The sequence below is a fragment of the Bacteroides sp. DH3716P genome, assembly GCF_025914115.1.
Classification (GTDB): domain Bacteria; phylum Bacteroidota; class Bacteroidia; order Bacteroidales; family Bacteroidaceae; genus Bacteroides; species Bacteroides ovatus.
In genome coordinates this window covers 1,168,246-1,187,192 of sequence record NZ_CP083673.1, presented here as the reverse complement: position 1 = coordinate 1,187,192, position 18,947 = coordinate 1,168,246, and the positions used below count along the sequence as shown (strand labels likewise).

At 39.9% G+C, this 18,947-nt stretch carries 14 protein-coding genes; 10 read left to right on the top strand and 4 right to left on the bottom strand.

Annotated features, from left to right (window positions below):
• Positions 1-107 precede the first annotated feature (107 nt).
• Positions 108-542, bottom strand: coding sequence for a DUF6078 family protein (locus KQP79_RS04145; RefSeq protein ID WP_008776266.1), 435 nt, complete (start codon positions 540-542; stop codon positions 108-110).
• A 236-nt stretch (positions 543-778) separates the two neighbouring features.
• Between KQP79_RS04145 and KQP79_RS04140 the strand changes: the two genes are divergently transcribed.
• The gene (locus tag KQP79_RS04140) at positions 779-913 is read left to right on the top strand and encodes a hypothetical protein (RefSeq protein WP_262912949.1); all 135 of its coding nucleotides are present in this window, start codon (positions 779-781) and stop codon (positions 911-913) included.
• Positions 914-1,616: 703 nt separating this feature from the next.
• A complete protein-coding gene (locus KQP79_RS04135) occupies positions 1,617-2,408 on the top strand; it encodes a hypothetical protein (protein WP_061447789.1) in 792 nt (263 codons plus the stop codon).
• A gap of 119 nt (positions 2,409-2,527) precedes the next feature.
• Here the strand turns inward: KQP79_RS04135 and KQP79_RS04130 are convergent, their stop codons facing one another.
• Positions 2,528-3,256, bottom strand: a complete 729-nt coding sequence (locus KQP79_RS04130; protein ID WP_004312375.1) for a GntR family transcriptional regulator — start codon at positions 3,254-3,256, stop codon at positions 2,528-2,530.
• 141 nt (positions 3,257-3,397) lie between these two features.
• Between KQP79_RS04130 and KQP79_RS04125 the strand changes: the two genes are divergently transcribed.
• Genes KQP79_RS04125 through KQP79_RS04090 form a run of 8 tightly spaced genes read left to right on the top strand, consistent with a single transcriptional unit; the run spans position 3,398 to position 16,844 of the window.
• The gene (locus KQP79_RS04125) at positions 3,398-5,128 is read left to right on the top strand and encodes a class I mannose-6-phosphate isomerase (protein ID WP_061447790.1); all 1,731 of its coding nucleotides are present in this window, start codon (positions 3,398-3,400) and stop codon (positions 5,126-5,128) included.
• Positions 5,129-5,157: 29 nt separating this feature from the next.
• Positions 5,158-6,258: an ROK family protein gene (locus KQP79_RS04120; protein ID WP_004312377.1), complete on the top strand. Its 1,101-nt coding sequence runs from the start codon at positions 5,158-5,160 to the stop codon at positions 6,256-6,258.
• A 21-nt stretch (positions 6,259-6,279) separates the two neighbouring features.
• Positions 6,280-7,152, top strand: a complete 873-nt coding sequence (locus KQP79_RS04115; RefSeq protein ID WP_004312378.1) for a hypothetical protein — start codon at positions 6,280-6,282, stop codon at positions 7,150-7,152.
• A 24-nt stretch (positions 7,153-7,176) separates the two neighbouring features.
• Positions 7,177-10,278, top strand: coding sequence for a SusC/RagA family TonB-linked outer membrane protein (locus tag KQP79_RS04110; RefSeq protein WP_004312379.1), 3,102 nt, complete (start codon positions 7,177-7,179; stop codon positions 10,276-10,278).
• A gap of 13 nt (positions 10,279-10,291) precedes the next feature.
• Positions 10,292-11,785: a RagB/SusD family nutrient uptake outer membrane protein gene (locus KQP79_RS04105; protein WP_004312380.1), complete on the top strand. Its 1,494-nt coding sequence runs from the start codon at positions 10,292-10,294 to the stop codon at positions 11,783-11,785.
• 16 nt (positions 11,786-11,801) lie between these two features.
• Positions 11,802-12,905, top strand: a complete 1,104-nt coding sequence (locus KQP79_RS04100) for a DUF4185 domain-containing protein (protein WP_004312381.1) — start codon at positions 11,802-11,804, stop codon at positions 12,903-12,905.
• A 5-nt stretch (positions 12,906-12,910) separates the two neighbouring features.
• Entirely contained in the window at positions 12,911-14,095 is a 1,185-nt protein-coding gene (locus KQP79_RS04095) for an MFS transporter (RefSeq protein WP_004312382.1), read from the top strand.
• Between the two features lie 10 nt (positions 14,096-14,105).
• Entirely contained in the window at positions 14,106-16,844 is a 2,739-nt protein-coding gene (locus tag KQP79_RS04090) for a GH92 family glycosyl hydrolase (RefSeq protein ID WP_061447794.1), read from the top strand.
• A gap of 109 nt (positions 16,845-16,953) precedes the next feature.
• Here KQP79_RS04090 and KQP79_RS04085 read toward each other — a convergent pair whose 3' ends face one another.
• Positions 16,954-17,532, bottom strand: a complete 579-nt coding sequence (locus tag KQP79_RS04085) for a Crp/Fnr family transcriptional regulator (RefSeq protein WP_008776272.1) — start codon at positions 17,530-17,532, stop codon at positions 16,954-16,956.
• A 13-nt stretch (positions 17,533-17,545) separates the two neighbouring features.
• Positions 17,546-18,901, bottom strand: a complete 1,356-nt coding sequence (locus tag KQP79_RS04080; protein WP_264386619.1) for an MATE family efflux transporter — start codon at positions 18,899-18,901, stop codon at positions 17,546-17,548.
• Positions 18,902-18,947 lie beyond the last annotated feature (46 nt).

Sequence of the window (18,947 nt, the reverse complement as noted above, 5' to 3'; positions counted from 1 at the left end):
ATGAGAATATATTCCCATTGGTATGAGTATTTTTTCTCATAGGTGTGAGTATTGTCCCTTGTCAGAATATCCGGAAACGCCGTTTTATAGTGTTTCTGATAAAGGTCTTACCAATCGAATAAATCAATATATTGGTCGAATTCAGGTTTGTTTTCGATACCATGTTTTAGAAAGACAGCGATAATCTGCTTTTGTTCGTCAGGATGCAGCATCCGTTCTTTGTTGCGGATGCGGTAAAACATGCTGCGCCCCATCAAAGAATATAATTCTTTGCGGATGATGACAGCCGTAGAATATGGAATGTTGTCCAATATGTGGTCTATTCCGCAGGCAAAGCGTGAAGTACGGTATGGCTTGAAAAAACTGCAGTTATTCTCGTTTCCTATTATGTGGTTGGGATTGACTGTTCGGAAATCAGGAACGTTTTGCGGTATACGGAGCGTAGCTTGATGGCGTAGGCATTCATTGCGGCGCGGACATTTGTTATAGGTGCAGTATAAATAATTTTTTGGGACGTCGTTAAAGTCAATTTTTTTGTTCATGATTCTCGATGCTTTTATAGTTTGCTGTTGTTATCCTTTTTTTATTTTATATTCTGCTTGCAAGAGCAAAGGTACGTCTTTTGTTCTATATACAAAATAATAATACAGGCTATTTACTTTATTTCGTATGCAAAATAAAGCTGGTGAGTAAAAGATAACTTCGTAATAACTTGCACTTCCTGATTTATTCAATTGTTTTAGTAGCGTATAAACCAAAAGAAAGGAGTTGTATAGGTATGGCAAGACCAATTAAGGAAACTCCGATACTTTTCGGAGAAGATGCTCGGCGATTTGAAGAACGGATGAAAGAGAAGCGTAGTGAAACGCCGGAGCAGCGGGAAAAAGGTTGGAAGATTATGAACTGGCAATGAAAATCTTAAAAAAATAAAATACGAATCTTTTCTTTATCGGGAAGCTTTGTTAGCTGTAAGTAATGTACTTGAAAATAAAACGGATTGTCGCTTTTTAACTGTAGATGTGTATGCGGCAGCTGTTTCTTTTTATGATAAGAATGGATTTATTCCTTTGAATAGTGAAGATGTGGATTCTGCTACACGTTTGCTTTATTTTGACTTGAATGATATTATGAAATAGATTAGAGCAGCTTTATCAAATATTTTGTTTTGTATACGAAACAAAACGACACACCTTTTATTCTATATATGAAACGAAAAACTTATTGAAGCCTGCTTTTTATATACATACGCTTTAATTATACAATCATCATTCGTTTTCTTTCCTAAACATTTATAAATCTCTCTTGTTATTTTCCGAAAAGAATTTGTACCTTTGTCATTGGAACGTAGCATGCCGTTTTATGGTATGCGATTGTGCGTTTCCTCGGTGAACAGGAAATCGTAGCGGATTTTTTTTCAGACACCGGGAGACGCCTGTACTTCTATGACTTCTCATAGGGTACGGGCTGTCTGCCCGTGTCTGAAAGGTAGCCGCTACTACCTCCTGTTTGCGGGATTGTGACAGCTCCGTACTCTTTTATAATAAAAGGTACGGAACTAGTTGATATTATTAATCTAGTTCCGTTTTTTTATGTCAAATTGGCTCACAACAAAACAGATGTCTGAAAGACGCGACATCCAAGAAGCTATTTTAAAGAATTGGGCAAATCTTGGATATATTACGAGTTCCCGAATCAACGATCAGTTGTTTTTGGATGATGAGAGTTTGGATGCTTATCTGGAAGCTCACAAAAGACTTGGTTTAGAAGCAGGTTACCTTTCCAAAATCGTAGAAGAAAAGAAATTGGAACGTGACTTTATCATTTCCAAATACGATGATCTGCTATATGTATTGAGAACACAGAAGACTTGTAAACCTCTATATCAAATAATCATTCGTGAACTGGCAGCATTGATTCTTCACCCTGTTGCCCGCAATGTTTTCTATTCTATTTCTATAGGAGAATCAGTAGAGAAAGTGGCTGGTAGGCATCGAATTACCTATGAAAAGACATTGCAAATTTATAACTCTATACTTAAAGGATTAAAACTGAAGAAAGATATATTGGCTACTTATCGAAAACGTGCTATCAATGCCCGTTTTTTATCTTTGGCAGATAATAATAAGAATATAAATATTGAGCAGGAGGAGTGGATACTTCAATTACCCGTTTGTAAAGTAGCTGATACGCGGTTGGCTAATGTCTTGTATAATCAAGATGCTCGAACGGTAAAGGACTTATTGGAAATCGTATCGGGAAGAGGGTGGAAAAGCCTGTTGAGAATAGAAGGAGTAGGAAAAATCTCCTATTATCATTTATTGTCCAAGCTTCAGATGATAGGTGTTGTGGATGAAAGTTTGGACCGGATTCTTGCCGGACACTCTGTTGGTCGGTTTGAGAAGAGATGATAAATGATGGATAAAGCATAATGCAAAGAAATGGAATGTAAAAAGACTATTTTAAAGGAAGATAAGAATTTCGGCCTTTAAAATAGTCTTTTTATATCGTGTATGTATGAACATACTCTTTATCTTTCCGCCTCTATTGTATAAGTAAAACTGTCTGCCCGGTAGTATCCGATGTTGTATTCAATCGGCACTCCGTTCACATCATAAACAAATCTTTTCCTTATTAATATAGGATCGCTGGATTTTATTTCCAGTTTTTCTGCGATAAATTCCCCTGCAAGTCTCGCTGAAATCTCCTCCTTGCTGGTTTTTACCACTATGTTATATTGAGTTTCCAGCATTTCATATAATGGGCGTGTGTAGTCTTCTTCTCCAGTCAATGGAATGTTCGGATTGAAATAAGAGATAAAGTAGACAAACGGGTATTCCTTTTTTCCTCTGACGCGCTCCATTACTACGCAGCGGGCATCAGGGTTAGAACCTAAATTAAAGAATGTGCCGATTTCTTCAGTCGGACGTTTCAAACTGATATGTAGTTCGAAATTACGAATTTCGATACCTAACATCTTCATTTCCTGCGAGAAACTAAGCCAGTTCTTTACTCCGCCTACGATACCTTTCTTTACCACCTTCGTTCCGTATCCTTTCTTTCGTACTAGAAGTCCCTCAAATACGAGTTTGTTGATAGCTTGTCTTAATGTGTTCCTTGAAATGTGTAATTGTTCAGACAATTCGACTTCATTGGGAAATAGCTTCCCGTTTTTGTACTCTTCAGATTCTATGAGTCTTCTAAGTATCTCTTCTGCTTGAATATGAAGAGGCTTATCACTATTATGGTCTATTTTCATATCTATCCGGATTGGTTTATTTTCAGCAAATATAAGATTTATCAAAAAATAATCCAAGTTTTGTTTGGAATAAAAATAAAATCTATATATTTGCACAATCTAAAATATGTATGAACATATAAAATTAAAAACAACTATAATATGAGAAAAGCTAATTATGATAAATTTCCTTCTACGAAGTTGGCGGGGATGCTTGTTCAGGGTTGGGATGCTATCATTTCTGTGTTAAAAAAGCAAATGGATGCAAGAAAAGTGCTGGCAGTGGATTTATATACTGGAGTATATGAAGAAGAAGTGCTGGATGCTTTTTCAAAAGAATTCTCCGGAAAGGTGATGAATGTACGTGATTTGATGAAACCGGAACAAGAGATCCAAACTTTGACGGAACGCTTCATGACGGAAGATGTGTTGTTTGGCTATGTGACCAATTTGAAGCTGGAAGATTATTTTGATGCGGATAAATTGGCTGCTGCGCAAAAGCAAATTAGTGAAGCGGAGGATACTATTGTAATAATAGGTACGGGAGCTGCCATGGTGGCTCCGCAGGATGCGATGATTGTATATGCGGATATGGCACGTTGGGAAATTCAACAACGTTTCCGTCGGCATGAGGTAAAAGCTTTAGGGATAGACAATCGGAAAGATGCCGTTTCTTTGCAATACAAGAGAGGCTATTTCAATGATTGGAGAGTATGTGATAGGTATAAGGAAAGATTGTTTGACAGGGTAGAATTCTGGATTGACACCCATGTGGCCGGAACACCGAAGATGATTGATAAGGATACTTTCTTTAAAGGGGTAGAGGCAACGGTGAAAACACCGTTCCGGGTAGTTCCTTTCTTCGATCCGGCTCCCTGGGGTGGTCAATGGATGAAAGAAGTTTGCGACTTGGATCGTGAACGCGAAAATTTTGGCTGGTGCTTTGACTGTGTGCCCGAAGAAAACAGCCTCTATTTTGAGGTGAACGGAGTGCGCTTCGAACTTCCTTCGGTCGATTTGGTTTTGCTGAAAAGTAAAGAGTTGCTTGGTGAACCGGTGGAAGCACGCTTTGGAAAAGACTTCCCCATCCGTTTCGACTTTTTGGATACGATAGGTGGAGGTAATTTGAGTTTGCAGGTGCATCCTACCACTCAATTTATCCGTGATAGTTTCGGTATGTACTATACACAGGATGAAAGTTACTACATGGTAGATGCGGAAGAAGATGCCGTAGTTTATCTGGGAGTGAAAACGGGCGTTGATAAAGAAGCGATGATCGACGATTTGCGTAAGGCACAAAAAGGCGAATTGGTGTTCGACGCAGAAAAGTATGTCAACAAGATTCCGACAAAGAAACACGATCACTTCCTGATTCCGGGAGGAACGATTCATTGTTCCGGTGCGAATAGTATGGTACTTGAAATCAGTTCGACTCCGAACCTCTTTACTTTCAAACTATGGGACTGGCAACGTCTGGGACTGGATGGAAAACCACGCCCAATCAATGTGGAACGTGGTAAATGCGTAATCAACTGGAACCGGGATACGGGATATGTAAATGAACATCTTCGCAACCAGTTTAAAGAAGTGGCTTCCGGAGATGGGTGGATTGAGGAACGTACCGGATTGCATCCGAATGAATTTATCGAAACCCGCCGTCACCGTTTCTCGTCACCGGTGCTGCATCACACAAACGACAGTGTAAATGTGCTGAATCTGCTGGAGGGAGAAGAGGCCGTCGTTGAGAGTCCTACTCACGCCTTTGAACCTTTCGTGGTGCATTATGCGGAAACATTTATCATTCCTGCTTCTGTTGGCGAATATACAATCAAACCTTATGGAAAGTGTCGCGATAAGGAATGTGTCACTATCAAGGCATATGTCAGATTTTAGTACTTGAACTTTTAAACCTAAAATAGTATATGTATGAATATGATAAACGGGTAGTTTTGACTCTGGATGCAGGAGGAACAAATTTTGTATTTTCTGCCATTCAAGGGAATAATGAAATGATAAGTCCAATAGGGCTTCCGGCAGTTTCTGATAACTTAGACGAGTGCCTGGAAGTATTGGTGAAAGGATTTGATAGAGTGATAGCTGCTATACCAGTTCCCCCAGTTGCGATCAGTTTTGCTTTTCCGGGCCCTGCTGATTATGAGAATGGAATCATAGGAGATTTGCCCAATTTTCCTTCATTTAGAGGAGGTGTTGCATTAGGTCCTTTTTTGAAGCATAAATACGGAATTCCGGTTTTTATAGAAAATGATGGAAATCTGTTTGCTTACGGTGAAGCCTTATCGGGTGCATTGCCTATGATAAACAGGGAATTATCTTTAGCTGGTTGCAGCAGGGAATATAAAAATTTGATTGGTATAACATTGGGAACCGGATTCGGTGCAGGAGTTGTTATAAATAAAGTCTTGTTGACCGGAGATAATGGTTGTGGAGGGGACATCTGGCTTATGAGAAATAAGAAATATCCGGATATGCTTGCTGAAGAAAGTGTTAGCATACGCGCTGTGAGAAGAGTATACAGCGATTTGTCCGGACAAAGCTCTGCTTCATTAAGTCCAAAAGATATTTATGACATTGCTGAAGGTATAAAGGAAGGTGACAGTCATGCAGCAATCGCAAGTTTTAATGAACTTGGTATAATGGCAGGTGCTGCTATTGCTTCGGTACTGAATGTTGTGGATGGTCTGGTGGTTATAGGTGGAGGAGTCGCAGGAGCCTCAAAATATATATTACCAGCTCTGATAACAGAACTTAGGGCACAACTGACAACTTTTTCGGGAAATAAGTTTCCATGCGTTTCTATGCAAGTATATAATGGAGAAGATGAATCGGAGAGAGCTCGTTTCTTGAGTTTATCTGATAGTCAGGTTGTCATTCCTGGTACTCATTTGACTACTACCTATCATCAATTAAAACAGACCTTGGTGCTGTGCAGTAAAGAAGGTGCTAGCCGCTCTATTATGCGAGGTGCTTATGCCTATGCGCTACAAAAAATAGATTTAACGTAATATTCGTAAACTAAATATCATATGAAAACACTAAAAAAAATCATTTTCATTTCTATTGTATTAGGAATGATATCATCATTAATTATTTCGTGTAAGAGTGATGATAAGCAACAGACAGGGTTACTGACCTTAAGTATTTTGGAGGGGAAAATTAAGATTGGGGATTATGTTTCTGTAGAACTGTCATTGTCTCATCCTGATTTGATTTCAAAAATTGTGGTTAAGAAAAGTATCGAAGGAAAAGAAGTCAGTTCTTATTTAAAGGAACTGAATGTGAAGGAATTGAGCTTTCCATATACATTCACTGAGGAGATTATCGCCGGTGATGAAAATGGAATATTAGTGTACTCCTTTTATGGAATGGATGAGAATAATAGTGTGGTGGATGCCGCAGATCTGGTTTTAACAGTGGAGCTGGCGCAGATTCCGTTATTGCTAAAATATGACTGGGTATTGGCATCACAAACTATTAAAGGAGAAGATACAGCTACTCCCGATTTGAAAGATGATATACATCGGTTTAATTCAGACCTGACTTGGCAGGTTGATTGGGGATTCATATTCTCAAGTGCTGCTTTGGAAACATTAAACTCCTATTGTGCATGGCAGGTTACCATGGACGGCGCTACTGTCAAGACTCTATCTACCATTCACTATAATGTGTTTTCACCGTCCCAAGCTTTGATGACTCATTATAATGTATTACAGTTGTCGGATCGTAAAATGATATTGGAAAGTTATCAAGACCTTTCAGGGCTGGGGGATGGCTATTCTTCAAATGAAAGAGTGTTGGAAGTTTATACGCCAGTATCCAAAACTGAAGATTTTACTCCTTATCGGGGACAAAATCCGGATAACTATATTGTAGCGTCTTGTAATCCGGGATCTTATTAATAAACAATCTAATCATAAAAACACATGAATAATTTATTTAGGAGCATAACTTTATTGTTGTTGATGTTTATTCTGGGAAGTGTTAGTGCACAGAATCAAAGTTTGAACGTCAAGGGTACAGTTCGTGATGCAATGGGTGACCCCATTATCGGAGCTACTATTTTACAGCAAGGTTCAACTTATGGAACCATTTCTAATAAGGATGGAGAGTTTTCATTATCTGTTCCCGACAAATCAGTACTTGAGATTTCTTTTGTAGGATACCAAACAAAGATCGTTAAAGTTACCGCACAAAAGAGAGAATTTCACATAGTGCTGGAAGATGATATGCAAGTATTGGCTGATGTGGTAGTGGTAGGATATGGTGTGCAAAAGAAAAGTGATCTGACTTCGTCAATTTCTACTATTAAGTCAGAACAATTATCTTCCACTTCGATAACCTCTTTAGATCAGGGTATTCAGGGAAGAGCAGCCGGTGTGGCTGTTTTAAACACTTCGGGTCAGCCAGGTGCCGGAACTTCTATTCGAATCAGAGGTACCAGTTCTATTAATGGAAACAATGAACCTTTGTATGTGATTGATGGTGTTCCTGTGATTAGTGATGCAAATACATTCAGCACCGGGACTTTAAAGAATCCGGCTCTTAATCCTTTGACTAATATCAATCCCAATGATATTGAATCTATTGAAATTTTGAAAGATGCTTCTGCAACTTCCATATACGGTGCCCGTGGGGCGAATGGTGTGGTGCTGGTCACTACCAAACAAGGTAAGAATGGAAAGCCTAAAGTCTCTATCGGAGCTAAATACACATTGCAGCAGGTAACTAAAAAAATGGATATGCTGAATGCGGTCCAATTGGCCGAGTTGGGAAATGAGGCAACGGACAATGCTGGTGAAGAAAGAAATCCCGTTTTTGCTGGGTTGAATAATCTGTCCAAACTAAATACGGACTGGCAAGATGAGATATTCCGTACAGCACCTATGCAGAACTATGATATTTCAGTATCAGGTGGAAATGATAAAACTACTTATTTTGTTTCCGGTAATTTACTGTTGCAAGATGGTATAATTATTGGTTCAGATTTTGGAAAAGGAAGCTTTCGTATTAACCTGGGGCAGCAAATAAATAAATGGCTGAAGACTGGCGTTTCTGTAAATCTGAGTTATAGCCGTTCAAATGGTGTAGTAACGAACTCGGAAGGAGGATTTGCTTCTTCTATCACTTCTTGGGCGTTGGAAATGAATCCGGCTCTTCCCGTGAGAAATGAATCCGGAGATTACATTTATGAAAACAATTTGACTACAACTAATAATGTGGGTAATCCTGTGCAAGATGCCTATGAAGCGAAAAATAGAAATACTTCATTCCGGACATTGGCTAATGCTTATTTAGAATGGGTTCCAATTAAAAATCTAACCTTTAAGACTAGTATCGGTGTTGACTATTTCTATATAAAGGATCAGGCTTTTGCTCCCGGGGAGATTAAACGTGCAGAATCGAATGGTGGCTATGCCAGCATAGGAAATCGTGACGGTTACAACTGGGTATGGGAGAATACCGTCAACTATACAAACACTTTTGAGAAGCATACGATTAGCGCTTTGGCCGGTATGACAGCGCAAGCTTTTGTCTCGGAAAATTCGGCAGTTTCAACAGCTGATTTTACAGACGGATTTTTAGGATTCAACTCAATACAATCAGGAGCGTTGCGTCAAGCTGCAAGTTCGGGTATCTCCGAATGGCAGATGTTATCTTATTTGGCTCGTGTGAATTATAATTACGGTGGTCGTTATTTAATGAGTCTGACCGGTCGTATTGACGGATCTTCAAAATTTGGTAAGGGCAATAAATATGGCTTTTTCCCTTCAATCTCGGGTGCATGGAGAATTTCAGAAGAGAATTTCATGAAGCGGGCGCAAGCCATTTCAAATATGAAGTTGAGAGTAAGTTATGGTATTGTGGGCAATGAAGGAATTCCTCCATATAGTTCGCAAGGGCTGATGTATAACACAGAAGCGTATTTTGGCAATAGTGAAGTGGCAACCGGCGTGGTGCCTTATACATTGAGTAATCAAGACTTGAAGTGGGAAACAACTTCGCAGGTGAATCTTGGTTTTGACTTGGGTTTATTTAATAATCGTCTTACCTTAACTGCGGACTATTACCGAAAAAATACGCGCGACTTGCTGCTTGCTATGCCTGTGTCGTTTAATACCGGTTATGATACAGCCGTAAAGAATGTTGGCAGTCTGCGTAATGAGGGTTTTGAATTTGCTTTGGGTGCAGTACCTTTTGCCGGTAAATTCGGCTGGGATATGAATTTTACTCTCGGTTACAATAAGAATGAAATTACAGATTTAGCTGGAAGCCAGGAAAATCTTTCGGGGGCATCTATTTTGGGAGTAACCTATTGGACTAAAATAAATGAGGGTAAGCCTATCGGTACAATTTATGGATATAAAACTGATGGAATAGCACAATTGAGCGAAGACTTGTCTAAAATTCCATATTTCTCTGGAAAAACCTTGAAACATGGTGATCGTAAATATGTCAATAAGAATGGTGATAATGTGATTAATGAGGACGATTTATATGAGTTGGGAAATGCTAATCCGGATTTTACTTTCGGATTCAATAATACCTTTACTTATAACCTGCGCGATCATTCATCCATTGGGCTGACAGTCTATTTGCAAGGTGCGGTAGGTAATGAGATTGTGAACTTCAATAAGTTTTCATTGGAAAGTTTTGACGGACATAAAAATAATTCTGTGGCAGCATTGGAAAGATGGACTCCTGAGAATCCTACTAATAAATATCCTCGTGCCACGACTAAATCATCTGGTACTATTTTGTCCGATCATTATGTGGAAGACGGTTCATATCTCAGAATAAAAGATATCACGTTAAGTTATACTTTCCCCAAAAGCATCCTTCAGAAATTTTATTGTGAGGGACTTACAATCTTTGCCGGATTAAAGAATATTTATACGTTCACCAATTATTCCGGATATGATCCTGAGGTAAGTCGTTTTTCTAACGACAATCTTTCAATGGGAGCTGATTATGGTTCTTATCCGATGTCTAAATCGTATGAGTTTGGTTTAAGAATGAATTTTTAAAAAAGAATAGATTATGAAAAAATACATATTAAGCATTTTATTGAGTGGAGCATTCATGTTCACTGCTTGTTCGGATTTCCTCGACGAAGTGCCTAAAGGGAATATTACAAGTGAAGGATATTATAAAACAGCTCAGCATGCTATATCCGCCACCAATGCTATTTATGATTATTTGATTATCGGATATGCTCCGAATGGGTTATGGGATAAAAACTATGGTGGTACTTTCTACAATGATTATTGGGTTCTTCAGGATATGTTTGCTGATAATTCGGAAACTAATCAGACCAGCATTGACTACCAATCGGTGGAAAATATGCAAATAGACCAATATAATCAGCCTGTAGAATTGCTGTGGAGAGATTTTTATCAAACGATAAAATGTTGTAATGTCGTGATTGATAAAGTTCCATCTATTGATATGGATGTGACTTTAAGAAATCAGTTGGTGGCCGAAGCAAAATTCTTTAGAGCAATGATGTATTTTGATTTGATCCGGATGTTTGGTGATGTTCCTTTACGCGAACATAATGTTGAAAGTGCAGAGGAAGATGCAACTAGCCGGACCTCCAAAGAGACAATTTATGAATTGATCTTTTCGGATCTTAAGACTGCTGAAACCGATTTGAAGTACACTGAACGCTTTGGCGGAGGAAGACCTTATCCTGCATCTGCATCAGCTTTGTTAGCCAGGGTTTATCTAACTTATGCAGCAGAACATCATAGTCAGGAGCATTACCAGCTTGCTGTAGACAAGGCTAAATCTGTCATCCCGAATTTCCCTATGCTTGAAAACTACGGTGATTTATTTAAAGTGGCCAATCGTTTTAATACGGAAATAATCTGGGGAGTAAACTTTAGCGCAACGTTGAGTGAAGGTTGGAAAGGTGCACAGTTTTTGGTACGTTTATTGCCTGCCCTTGACGGAGTAAGCAATGCCCAAGGATGGGAAAATGCTACCGAAGATTTATGGAATAGCTTTGACCGGCAGAATGACCAGCGCCTGGATGTTACTTTGAAGAGAAGTTTTACTTATAGTGATGGTAGCATTAAGGATTTCGATAAGCCCTATGTTTTTAAGTATTGGGATAGTCAAGCCGAACCTAAAGGGAATAATACAGAGGCTATATTTCCGGCAATTCGTACAGCAGAGATGTATTTGATTATAGCCGAAGCTTTGAATGAAATAAATCAAGGAGCTAATGAGGAGGCGGTAATCGCAATTAATGCTGTAAGGAACCGTGCCGGACTGACCACGGCTGTACCTACTGACTATAAGGGATTTAAGAAGACCGTATTGAATGAGTATCGTCATGAATTTGTGATGGAAGGACATCGTTGGTTTGATTTGACCAGGATGTGTACACCGCAAGAATTTGTGTCTATCATAAAGGCTGCCAAACCGGAATCTACTCCTAAAGAATACCATGTGAAATTTCCTATTCCTCAAAGAGAAATAGACCTGTCACAAAACATGATTACGCAGAATGAAGGCTATGGACAATAACCAAAAAGATAGAATTATGAATAAGTTTATCTATTTGTTGGCCTGTACATTATTTGTATCTTGCCAAAACAACAATAAGTCATCTGTAACACAGATGGAAGTCGAACTGGATTCAATGTGGTGTACACGGTTGATGCCTGGACTTGGCAGTGGAGTGACAGGAGGTGACGGTGCTATATCAATAGACTTGAAGGATGGACGGAATCTTTTTATGTGGGGTGACTCGTTTTTTGGAGATGTTGTCGATGATAAAAGGAGTAAAGACTCTAAATTTGTGATGGGTAACACTTTTACGATTATCAATGAGAAAGGAGAACTGGAGACCTTGTATAGTGGTGATTTGAAGAATCCTTCTGCATATATACTGGCAGAGCAGGATGGGGATTCACCCCGTTGGTATTGGCCTGGAGATGGATTTGTGAAAGATGGTATTCTTCATTTGTTCATGTCCAAGTTCAGGAAAGTGGGTGAGGGATCTTTTGGTTTTGAATATATGTGTTGTGACTATTTTCGTCTGGATGTGAAAACCATGAAGATCATTGATAAGATGAATATCCCTGCTGCCAATCAGAATGGTGTACACTATGGACATGCAGTGATGCCTTATCAAAATGCAATCTACATTTACGGAACAAAGTCGGACTCGACAGGAGCAAAGGCAGTTGTTCATGTGGCGAAGGCTGAATTGGTTGATAATAAGCTGGCGAACTTTGTGTATTGGGATGGGGCTAGCTGGCAGGCGGATGCTACTAAAACAGCGAAACTTGAAGGACTTCAGAAAAATATCTCTGAGCAATTCAATGTATTTAGTCTAAATGAAAAAATTGTGTTGGTTTCCCAAAATCGTTCGGGAAATGCCAAAGAAATTTATTCCTATATTGCCGACAGCCCTGAAGGTGCATTTAGTCATGAGAAATTGCTCTATACGGTCGATGAACCTAATTTTGAAAAAGACAGTATGATGACTTATAATACAATGGTACATCCTCAATACATGAAAAATGATAAAATATTGATGTGTTATAACGTTAATACCTATGATTTGAAGAAGGTATTTGAGAAGGCATCATTGTACCAGCCTCGTTTCTTCTGGGTACCCGTAGATCATATATTAAAGTGATAGTTATGGTAAAGAATAACTCTTATTTGAAAGCCATTCCCGTGCTTGCCGCTTTTTTTGTTATGGGATTCTGTGATATAGTCGGTATTTCATCCGACTATATGCAGAAGAGCTTTAATTGGTCTCCAACTATGACAGGTTTTGTTCCTTCAATGGTATTTATCTGGTTTCTATTTTTAGGGATTCCTGTTGGTAACAGAATGAGTAAATACGGACGGAAAAATACAGTACTCGCCAGTATGGCGGTAACAGTTGTTGGGATGTTTTTGCCATTGTTGGTCTACAGTAGTGTAACATGTGTTATTGCGTATGTTTTGCTAGGTATAGGGAACGCCATATTACAGATCTCTTTAAATCCGTTATTGAATAATGTTATTTCCAGCCCTCGGCTATTGACTAGCAGTCTGACGGCCGGACAGGTTATCAAGGCTGTCTCTTCGTTGGTAGGTCCTGAAATTGTATTATTTGCTACCCTGCATTTTGGTGATGATAAATGGTATTATTGTTTCCCCATTTTAGGCGCTATTACATTATTCTTTGCTTTATGGTTGACGTTTACTCCCATTCGGAGAGAGCAGGTGGAAGAGAGTAAAGTATCTGTTTCTGATTCTTTCAACCTGCTGAAAAATAGAACCATACTCATTCTTTTTTTGGGAATATTCTTTATTGTAGGTGTGGATGTCGCTACAAATTATGTCAGTTCAAAATTAATGAGCATCCGGTATGATTGGACTGCGGAACAAGTGAAGTTTGCTCCACAAGTATATTTCTTTAGTAGAACGGTTGGTGCTCTTCTCGGTGCTTTCTTGCTGACCCGCATTGCAGGTGCCCGCTATTTCAAAGTCAATATTCTGGCATGTATCATGATGCTTGTATTATTGATTAGTGTTCAGAATCCCGCTGTTAGTCTATTATGTATTGGCGGAATTGGCTTTTTTGCTTCGTCTGTATTTTCTATTATTTACTCGATGGCATTTCAAGAGTGTCCCACAAAAATGAATCAGATTTCCGGGTTAATGCTGACGGCTGTAGCCGGAGGGGGAGTGGTAACTCCTGTTATTGGGTTTGCAATAGATAACGCCGGAATTACGGCTGGAGTTATTGTCATTTTACTTTGTGTGTTGTATCTCACCTATTGTGCTTTTGCGGTAGGAGAACGGAAATGTGGAGAGCAGACATATAATAAATAAAAATATAATGATGAATCAAAACATAATAAAAGGATTGCTAGTAGCTGCTATATGGTGCAGCAATATTCTTGTACTTCAGGCAGCACAAGATAATATAGCCCCACGGGCGCATGTCACGGTATCTAATGTGTTGAATGAGAATTATGCTGCCGACAACCTGGTTGACGGTAAAATAATGTATGATGATAAGGGCGAGTGGGCTTGCAAGGGAAGTGTTACATCGTGGGGAGTCATGTATACCCCGTGGGCACAGTTGGAATGGGATGAAGAAGTGTGTGTGGATCGAGTGGTGCTGTATGACCGGGTATCTCTTGCTGAACACCTTGCCGGTGGAACTCTTCATTTCAGTGATGGATCTCAGCTTAGTGTAACAGCTATTCCCAATGATGGAAGCCCGAAAAGTATCTCTTTCCCTAAGAAAAAGGTGAAATGGATTCGTTTTGAGGCAACAGATGGGAATGGAAAGAATTTGGGGTTGTCTGAAATCGAAGTTTTTGCCGCACATGGTAATCAAACTGACTATGTAGAGTGGGTTGACCCTTATATTGAAACTACCCGGGGACGGTGGTTTTTCTGTACTCCGGGCGGACGTCCCTTTGGTATGGTGGCTGCTCATGCTTTCACCCGCAATAAAAATCAGGGAGGTGGCGGATATAATTATAATTTTCCGGATATCTTAGGATTCTCTCAAATAAATGAATGGATGATTTCCGGTCCGAACATTATGCCGGTTGTAGGGGAAATAAATCCTACTGAAGGTATGGCAGGATGGAAATCACCTTTTAAACATGAAAGTGAAATAATTCAGCCAGGCTATCATCGTCTGTATTTGGACCGGTATAAGACTTGGGTGGAGTATACGGCAACAGAGCGGGCTACATTCTACCGTTTGAATTATACCGAAAATGTAAATGCCAAATTATTGGTGGATGTAGGTAGTGTTTTAGGGAATTGCTCTATGGATAAAGCTACCTTACTGCGTGTCAGCAATACACGTGTTGTAGGAGAATTTTTCACGACAGAACGCTTTTGGGGTGGTCCTGACAGCATAAAAATAAGCTTTGTACTAGATTGTAACCGTCCCATAAAAAGCATTGACGGATGGAATGAGAAAGGTGTCTTGCCCGATGTTGAGGCTATTGCGGGGAATGCTGCCGGTATGGTTTTGAACTTTGGACAATTGAATGCTGAAGAGTTGCTTTTTAAAATGGCATTCTCATATACAAGCGTAGACAATGCAATAGTCAATATGGATGCGGAACTGAACCATTGGGATTTTGACAAGGTATGTAAAGAAACCCGTTCTGTCTGGAATGAGGCTTTAGGACGTATAGCTGTTGAAGGTGGTACGGATGCTCAACGCATCAAATTCTACACTGACCTTTGGCATGTATTGCTAGGGCGACATAAAATAAATGATGTGAATGGCTATTATCCGGATTATGCCGGAAATAAATACGTCAATAAACGTACGTCTGAACCTATGAAGGTACGTCGTCTTCCACTTACGGCGGATGGAAAACCTAAGTTTAATATGTATGGCTTTGACGGGCTTTGGTTGACACACTGGAATTTAAACGTATTATGGGGTCTGGCATGGCCCGAAGTCATGGATGATTTATCTGCTTGTTTAGTTCAGTATGCTGATAATGGTAAGCTGTTGCCTCGTGGGGCATGTTCGGGTGGATATTCATTTATTATGAGCGGTTGTCCGGCTACCAGCTTGCTGGTAAGTACATATATGAAAGGAATTATGAAAAAAGCCGATCCTTTGCATACATTTGATGTCATAAAACGTAATCATATGCCTGGCGGAATGATGAGCTATGAGAGTGCTGATGATTTAAAGTTTTATATCAGTCATGGTTATTGTCCGGACAATGCAAGTAAAACTCTGGAATGGGCATTTCAAGATTGGGGAGCAAGCCGGATGGCTGCAAGGTTGGGAAAACACTCGGATGCACGTATGTTTGAAAAACGCTCACGAGCATGGACTCCTTTATTCAATGCGGAACTGGGCTTGGTATTTCCGAAAAAGAGAAATGGTGAATGGCTGCATCAGGATGCATTGAGTGGAAACGGTTGGGTGGAAGCGAATTCCTGGCAGGCCACATGGTCTTTGTCTCATGAACTGCCTAAGCTGGTAAAGATGATGGGAGGAGCAGATAAGTTTTGCGAGAAATTAAATTTCGCATTTGAGCAGGCAAGAGATTTAGATTTTGTTTATGCTTACAGTGGAGGATACGTAAGTTATGCTAATCAGCCCGGATGTTCTAATGCACACATCTTTGCTTATGGTGGAAAACCTTGGTTGACACAATATTGGGTACGTCAGGTAAAAGAACGTGCGTATGGAGGAATTACTCCAGATAAAGGGTACGGTGGTCATGATGAAGATGAAGGTCAAATGGGAGGGGTCAGTACATTGATGGCACTTGGACTATTTAGTGTAACAGGTACGGAATCTGATACTCCATACTACGATATTACTTCACCTATTTTTGATAAGATCACAATCAAACTGAATGGGGATTATTATGAAGGAAGTACATTTACTATAACTACCCACAATAATTCTGCTGAAAATTGTTATATCCAACGTGCGCAATTGAACGGTATGGAATGGAATTATGCACAATTTAATCATGCAGACTTTACGAAAGGAGGAAAGCTTGAGCTATGGTTAGGCAATGAACCCAATAAATCGTGGGGAAAACTTAAATATTTGGCTCCGGACTCAGATTTATAATTGAAATAAAACAGTTGTTATTTCTCTATTAAGTGATTGGAATAATGCCGAGTAGTGGTTCTGTTATAACTAATCATGTTGACAGAACCACTTCTTTTAGAGGCGTCTATTAAAGAGAAGAAGATGCTATCTTCGCCCGAATCCTACTTAGCGACTGCGGAGTTATCCACAAGTAAGACGCAATATGTTTTAAAGGTACATATTGCAATAATTCCGGAGTCTCTTTGATAAGGTTGAGATAGCGTTCTTTAGCCCGTGGGCTTCCCGAGCTGATAAGCCAGTTCTCCTGTTGAAGAAACTGATGATCCATGAGGCGGAGCCCCAAATTAGCGAGTCCGATGGATGAGGCGAATAGCTGATTCAGAGCTGTTCGGGAAATACAATAGGCCACACTGTCACACATGACCTCAATATTTATTAATGAGTAGGCATTATCTACATAGCCCCAGACGGAGAAAGCAGCTTCTCCGTCTGAAGCAAACCAGATGGTAGTATCCACTCCGTCTTTATGATAATAGGCTCGCAATATTCCTGTCTTGATAAAATAAAGATTACAGTTCTTTGTCCCCTCGCGTACTATTAAATCTCTCTTTTTGAAATGTACCTCTTCCATACAGTTCAGTAGAGACTGTACATCGGTTTCTGATACCTTGTATCTATCGCAAAGTTTTTCAATGAATGTTCTCATATTGCAAAGATACTTATCGTCGGCAGACAATGAAACGATCTTTCAAATAAATTCCGAAAATATAGAAAGTGGTTAATAACTCTGCCAATGGTACGGCTAGCCAGATACCCGGTATACCCAATACCGGAGGGAGCGCAAAGAATCCGATCAACATAAATACGACTCCCCGGAGAAGAGTGATNATTGTTGCCCGCTGACCTCTTTCGACACTCTGATAATAACCAATGCCAATCATGTTGACGGCAAAGAAAATGAATCCTACTTCGAAATAAGGAAGCCCGTTTACTGCTATATCAAATGCAGCGTAGCTGCGGTCAATGAATAACGAAACAATGTCCTGACAGCATAGTGCGGTAAGAATGAAAAAGCTGATACCGCAGATTAAAGCGGTCCGAATGGCGAGATGCAGTGTCTTTCGTACACGCTCGGGTTGTCCGGCTCCGAAGTTATAGCTGATAATCGGCTGTGCGGATTGTGCAATGGCATTATAGACCATGAAGATGATAGGGAAGAAGTAACAGGCAATACTGAATGCTGCCACTCCGTCTTCACCGAGATGGCGGATGAAAACGTAGTTCCCCAGAAACATCATACAGGCAATGGAGGCTTCACTGATAAAAGCAGAACTTCCCAGTTTAATCATATAACCGATGTTGCGAAGAGTCAGTAACAGACTTTTGATACTTAACTTTATCCGGCATAGATGGAGGGTACGAGAGAAACGGAGTAAGTAAATCAGTGTCATCAACCCTCCCACGACAGTTCCCAGACTGGTGGCAAAAGCTGCTCCCATTATTCCCCAACCAAGTTCGAAGATGAATATATAATCCAGTATGATATTGAGTATGGCTGCAACCGCATTACACATCATGGCATAGGTGGGTGAACCGTCCAGACGGATGCAGAACATACCTATATTTAAGACTTCGTAGAATACGAGAAAAGGAATGTACCATGCCATATATTCTACAGCTAACGGCAACAATCGGTCCGAACTACCTAATAATCTGGCTAATGGCTCTATAAAATAAAGGCACAGAGCAGACAGGATAAGTATGAGCAATGTGGAAAAAGCAATTGCCTGAGTGATATTAATACTTGCTACTTTGCGTTTTCCCTGAGATAAATGAATGGAAGCCACCACCGAAGCTCCCACTCCGAACATCAGTCCGATACCCGCTGCGATCATAAAAAGCGGTGCAGTGATATTTACTGCCGCCAGCGCGTCACTGCCAATTCCTTTTCCTACAAATATCCCGTCCGTAATAACGAACAGAGCCGAGAATACCATCCCAAGTACCGTAGGAATTAGTAACTTACGGAACAACGTGGAGATGTTCATACTGCCGAAATCAATACTATCTTTCATAACTTTCTACCTTTGTCGTTGAAAATGGCGACAAAGGTAGGGTTAT

What these genes read in the sequence shown, in the direction of transcription:
- KQP79_RS04100 (WP_004312381.1), top strand. Translation starts at nt 11,802, where the DNA reads ATGAATAAGTTTATCTATTTGTTGGCCTGTACATTATTTGTATCTTGC.
- KQP79_RS04095 (WP_004312382.1), top strand. Translation starts at nt 12,911, where the DNA reads ATGGTAAAGAATAACTCTTATTTGAAAGCCATTCCCGTGCTTGCCGCT.
- KQP79_RS04125 (WP_061447790.1), top strand. Translation starts at nt 3,398, where the DNA reads ATGAGAAAAGCTAATTATGATAAATTTCCTTCTACGAAGTTGGCGGGG.
- KQP79_RS04110 (WP_004312379.1), top strand. Translation starts at nt 7,177, where the DNA reads ATGAATAATTTATTTAGGAGCATAACTTTATTGTTGTTGATGTTTATT.
- KQP79_RS04130 (WP_004312375.1), bottom strand. Translation starts at nt 3,256, where the DNA reads ATGAAAATAGACCATAATAGTGATAAGCCTCTTCATATTCAAGCAGAA.
- KQP79_RS04090 (WP_061447794.1), top strand. Translation starts at nt 14,106, where the DNA reads ATGAATCAAAACATAATAAAAGGATTGCTAGTAGCTGCTATATGGTGC.
- KQP79_RS04115 (WP_004312378.1), top strand. Translation starts at nt 6,280, where the DNA reads ATGAAAACACTAAAAAAAATCATTTTCATTTCTATTGTATTAGGAATG.
- KQP79_RS04085 (WP_008776272.1), bottom strand. Translation starts at nt 17,532, where the DNA reads ATGAGAACATTCATTGAAAAACTTTGCGATAGATACAAGGTATCAGAA.
- KQP79_RS04140 (WP_262912949.1), top strand. Translation starts at nt 779, where the DNA reads ATGGCAAGACCAATTAAGGAAACTCCGATACTTTTCGGAGAAGATGCT.
- KQP79_RS04135 (WP_061447789.1), top strand. Translation starts at nt 1,617, where the DNA reads ATGTCTGAAAGACGCGACATCCAAGAAGCTATTTTAAAGAATTGGGCA.
- KQP79_RS04120 (WP_004312377.1), top strand. Translation starts at nt 5,158, where the DNA reads ATGTATGAATATGATAAACGGGTAGTTTTGACTCTGGATGCAGGAGGA.
- KQP79_RS04145 (WP_008776266.1), bottom strand. Translation starts at nt 542, where the DNA reads ATGAACAAAAAAATTGACTTTAACGACGTCCCAAAAAATTATTTATAC.
- KQP79_RS04105 (WP_004312380.1), top strand. Translation starts at nt 10,292, where the DNA reads ATGAAAAAATACATATTAAGCATTTTATTGAGTGGAGCATTCATGTTC.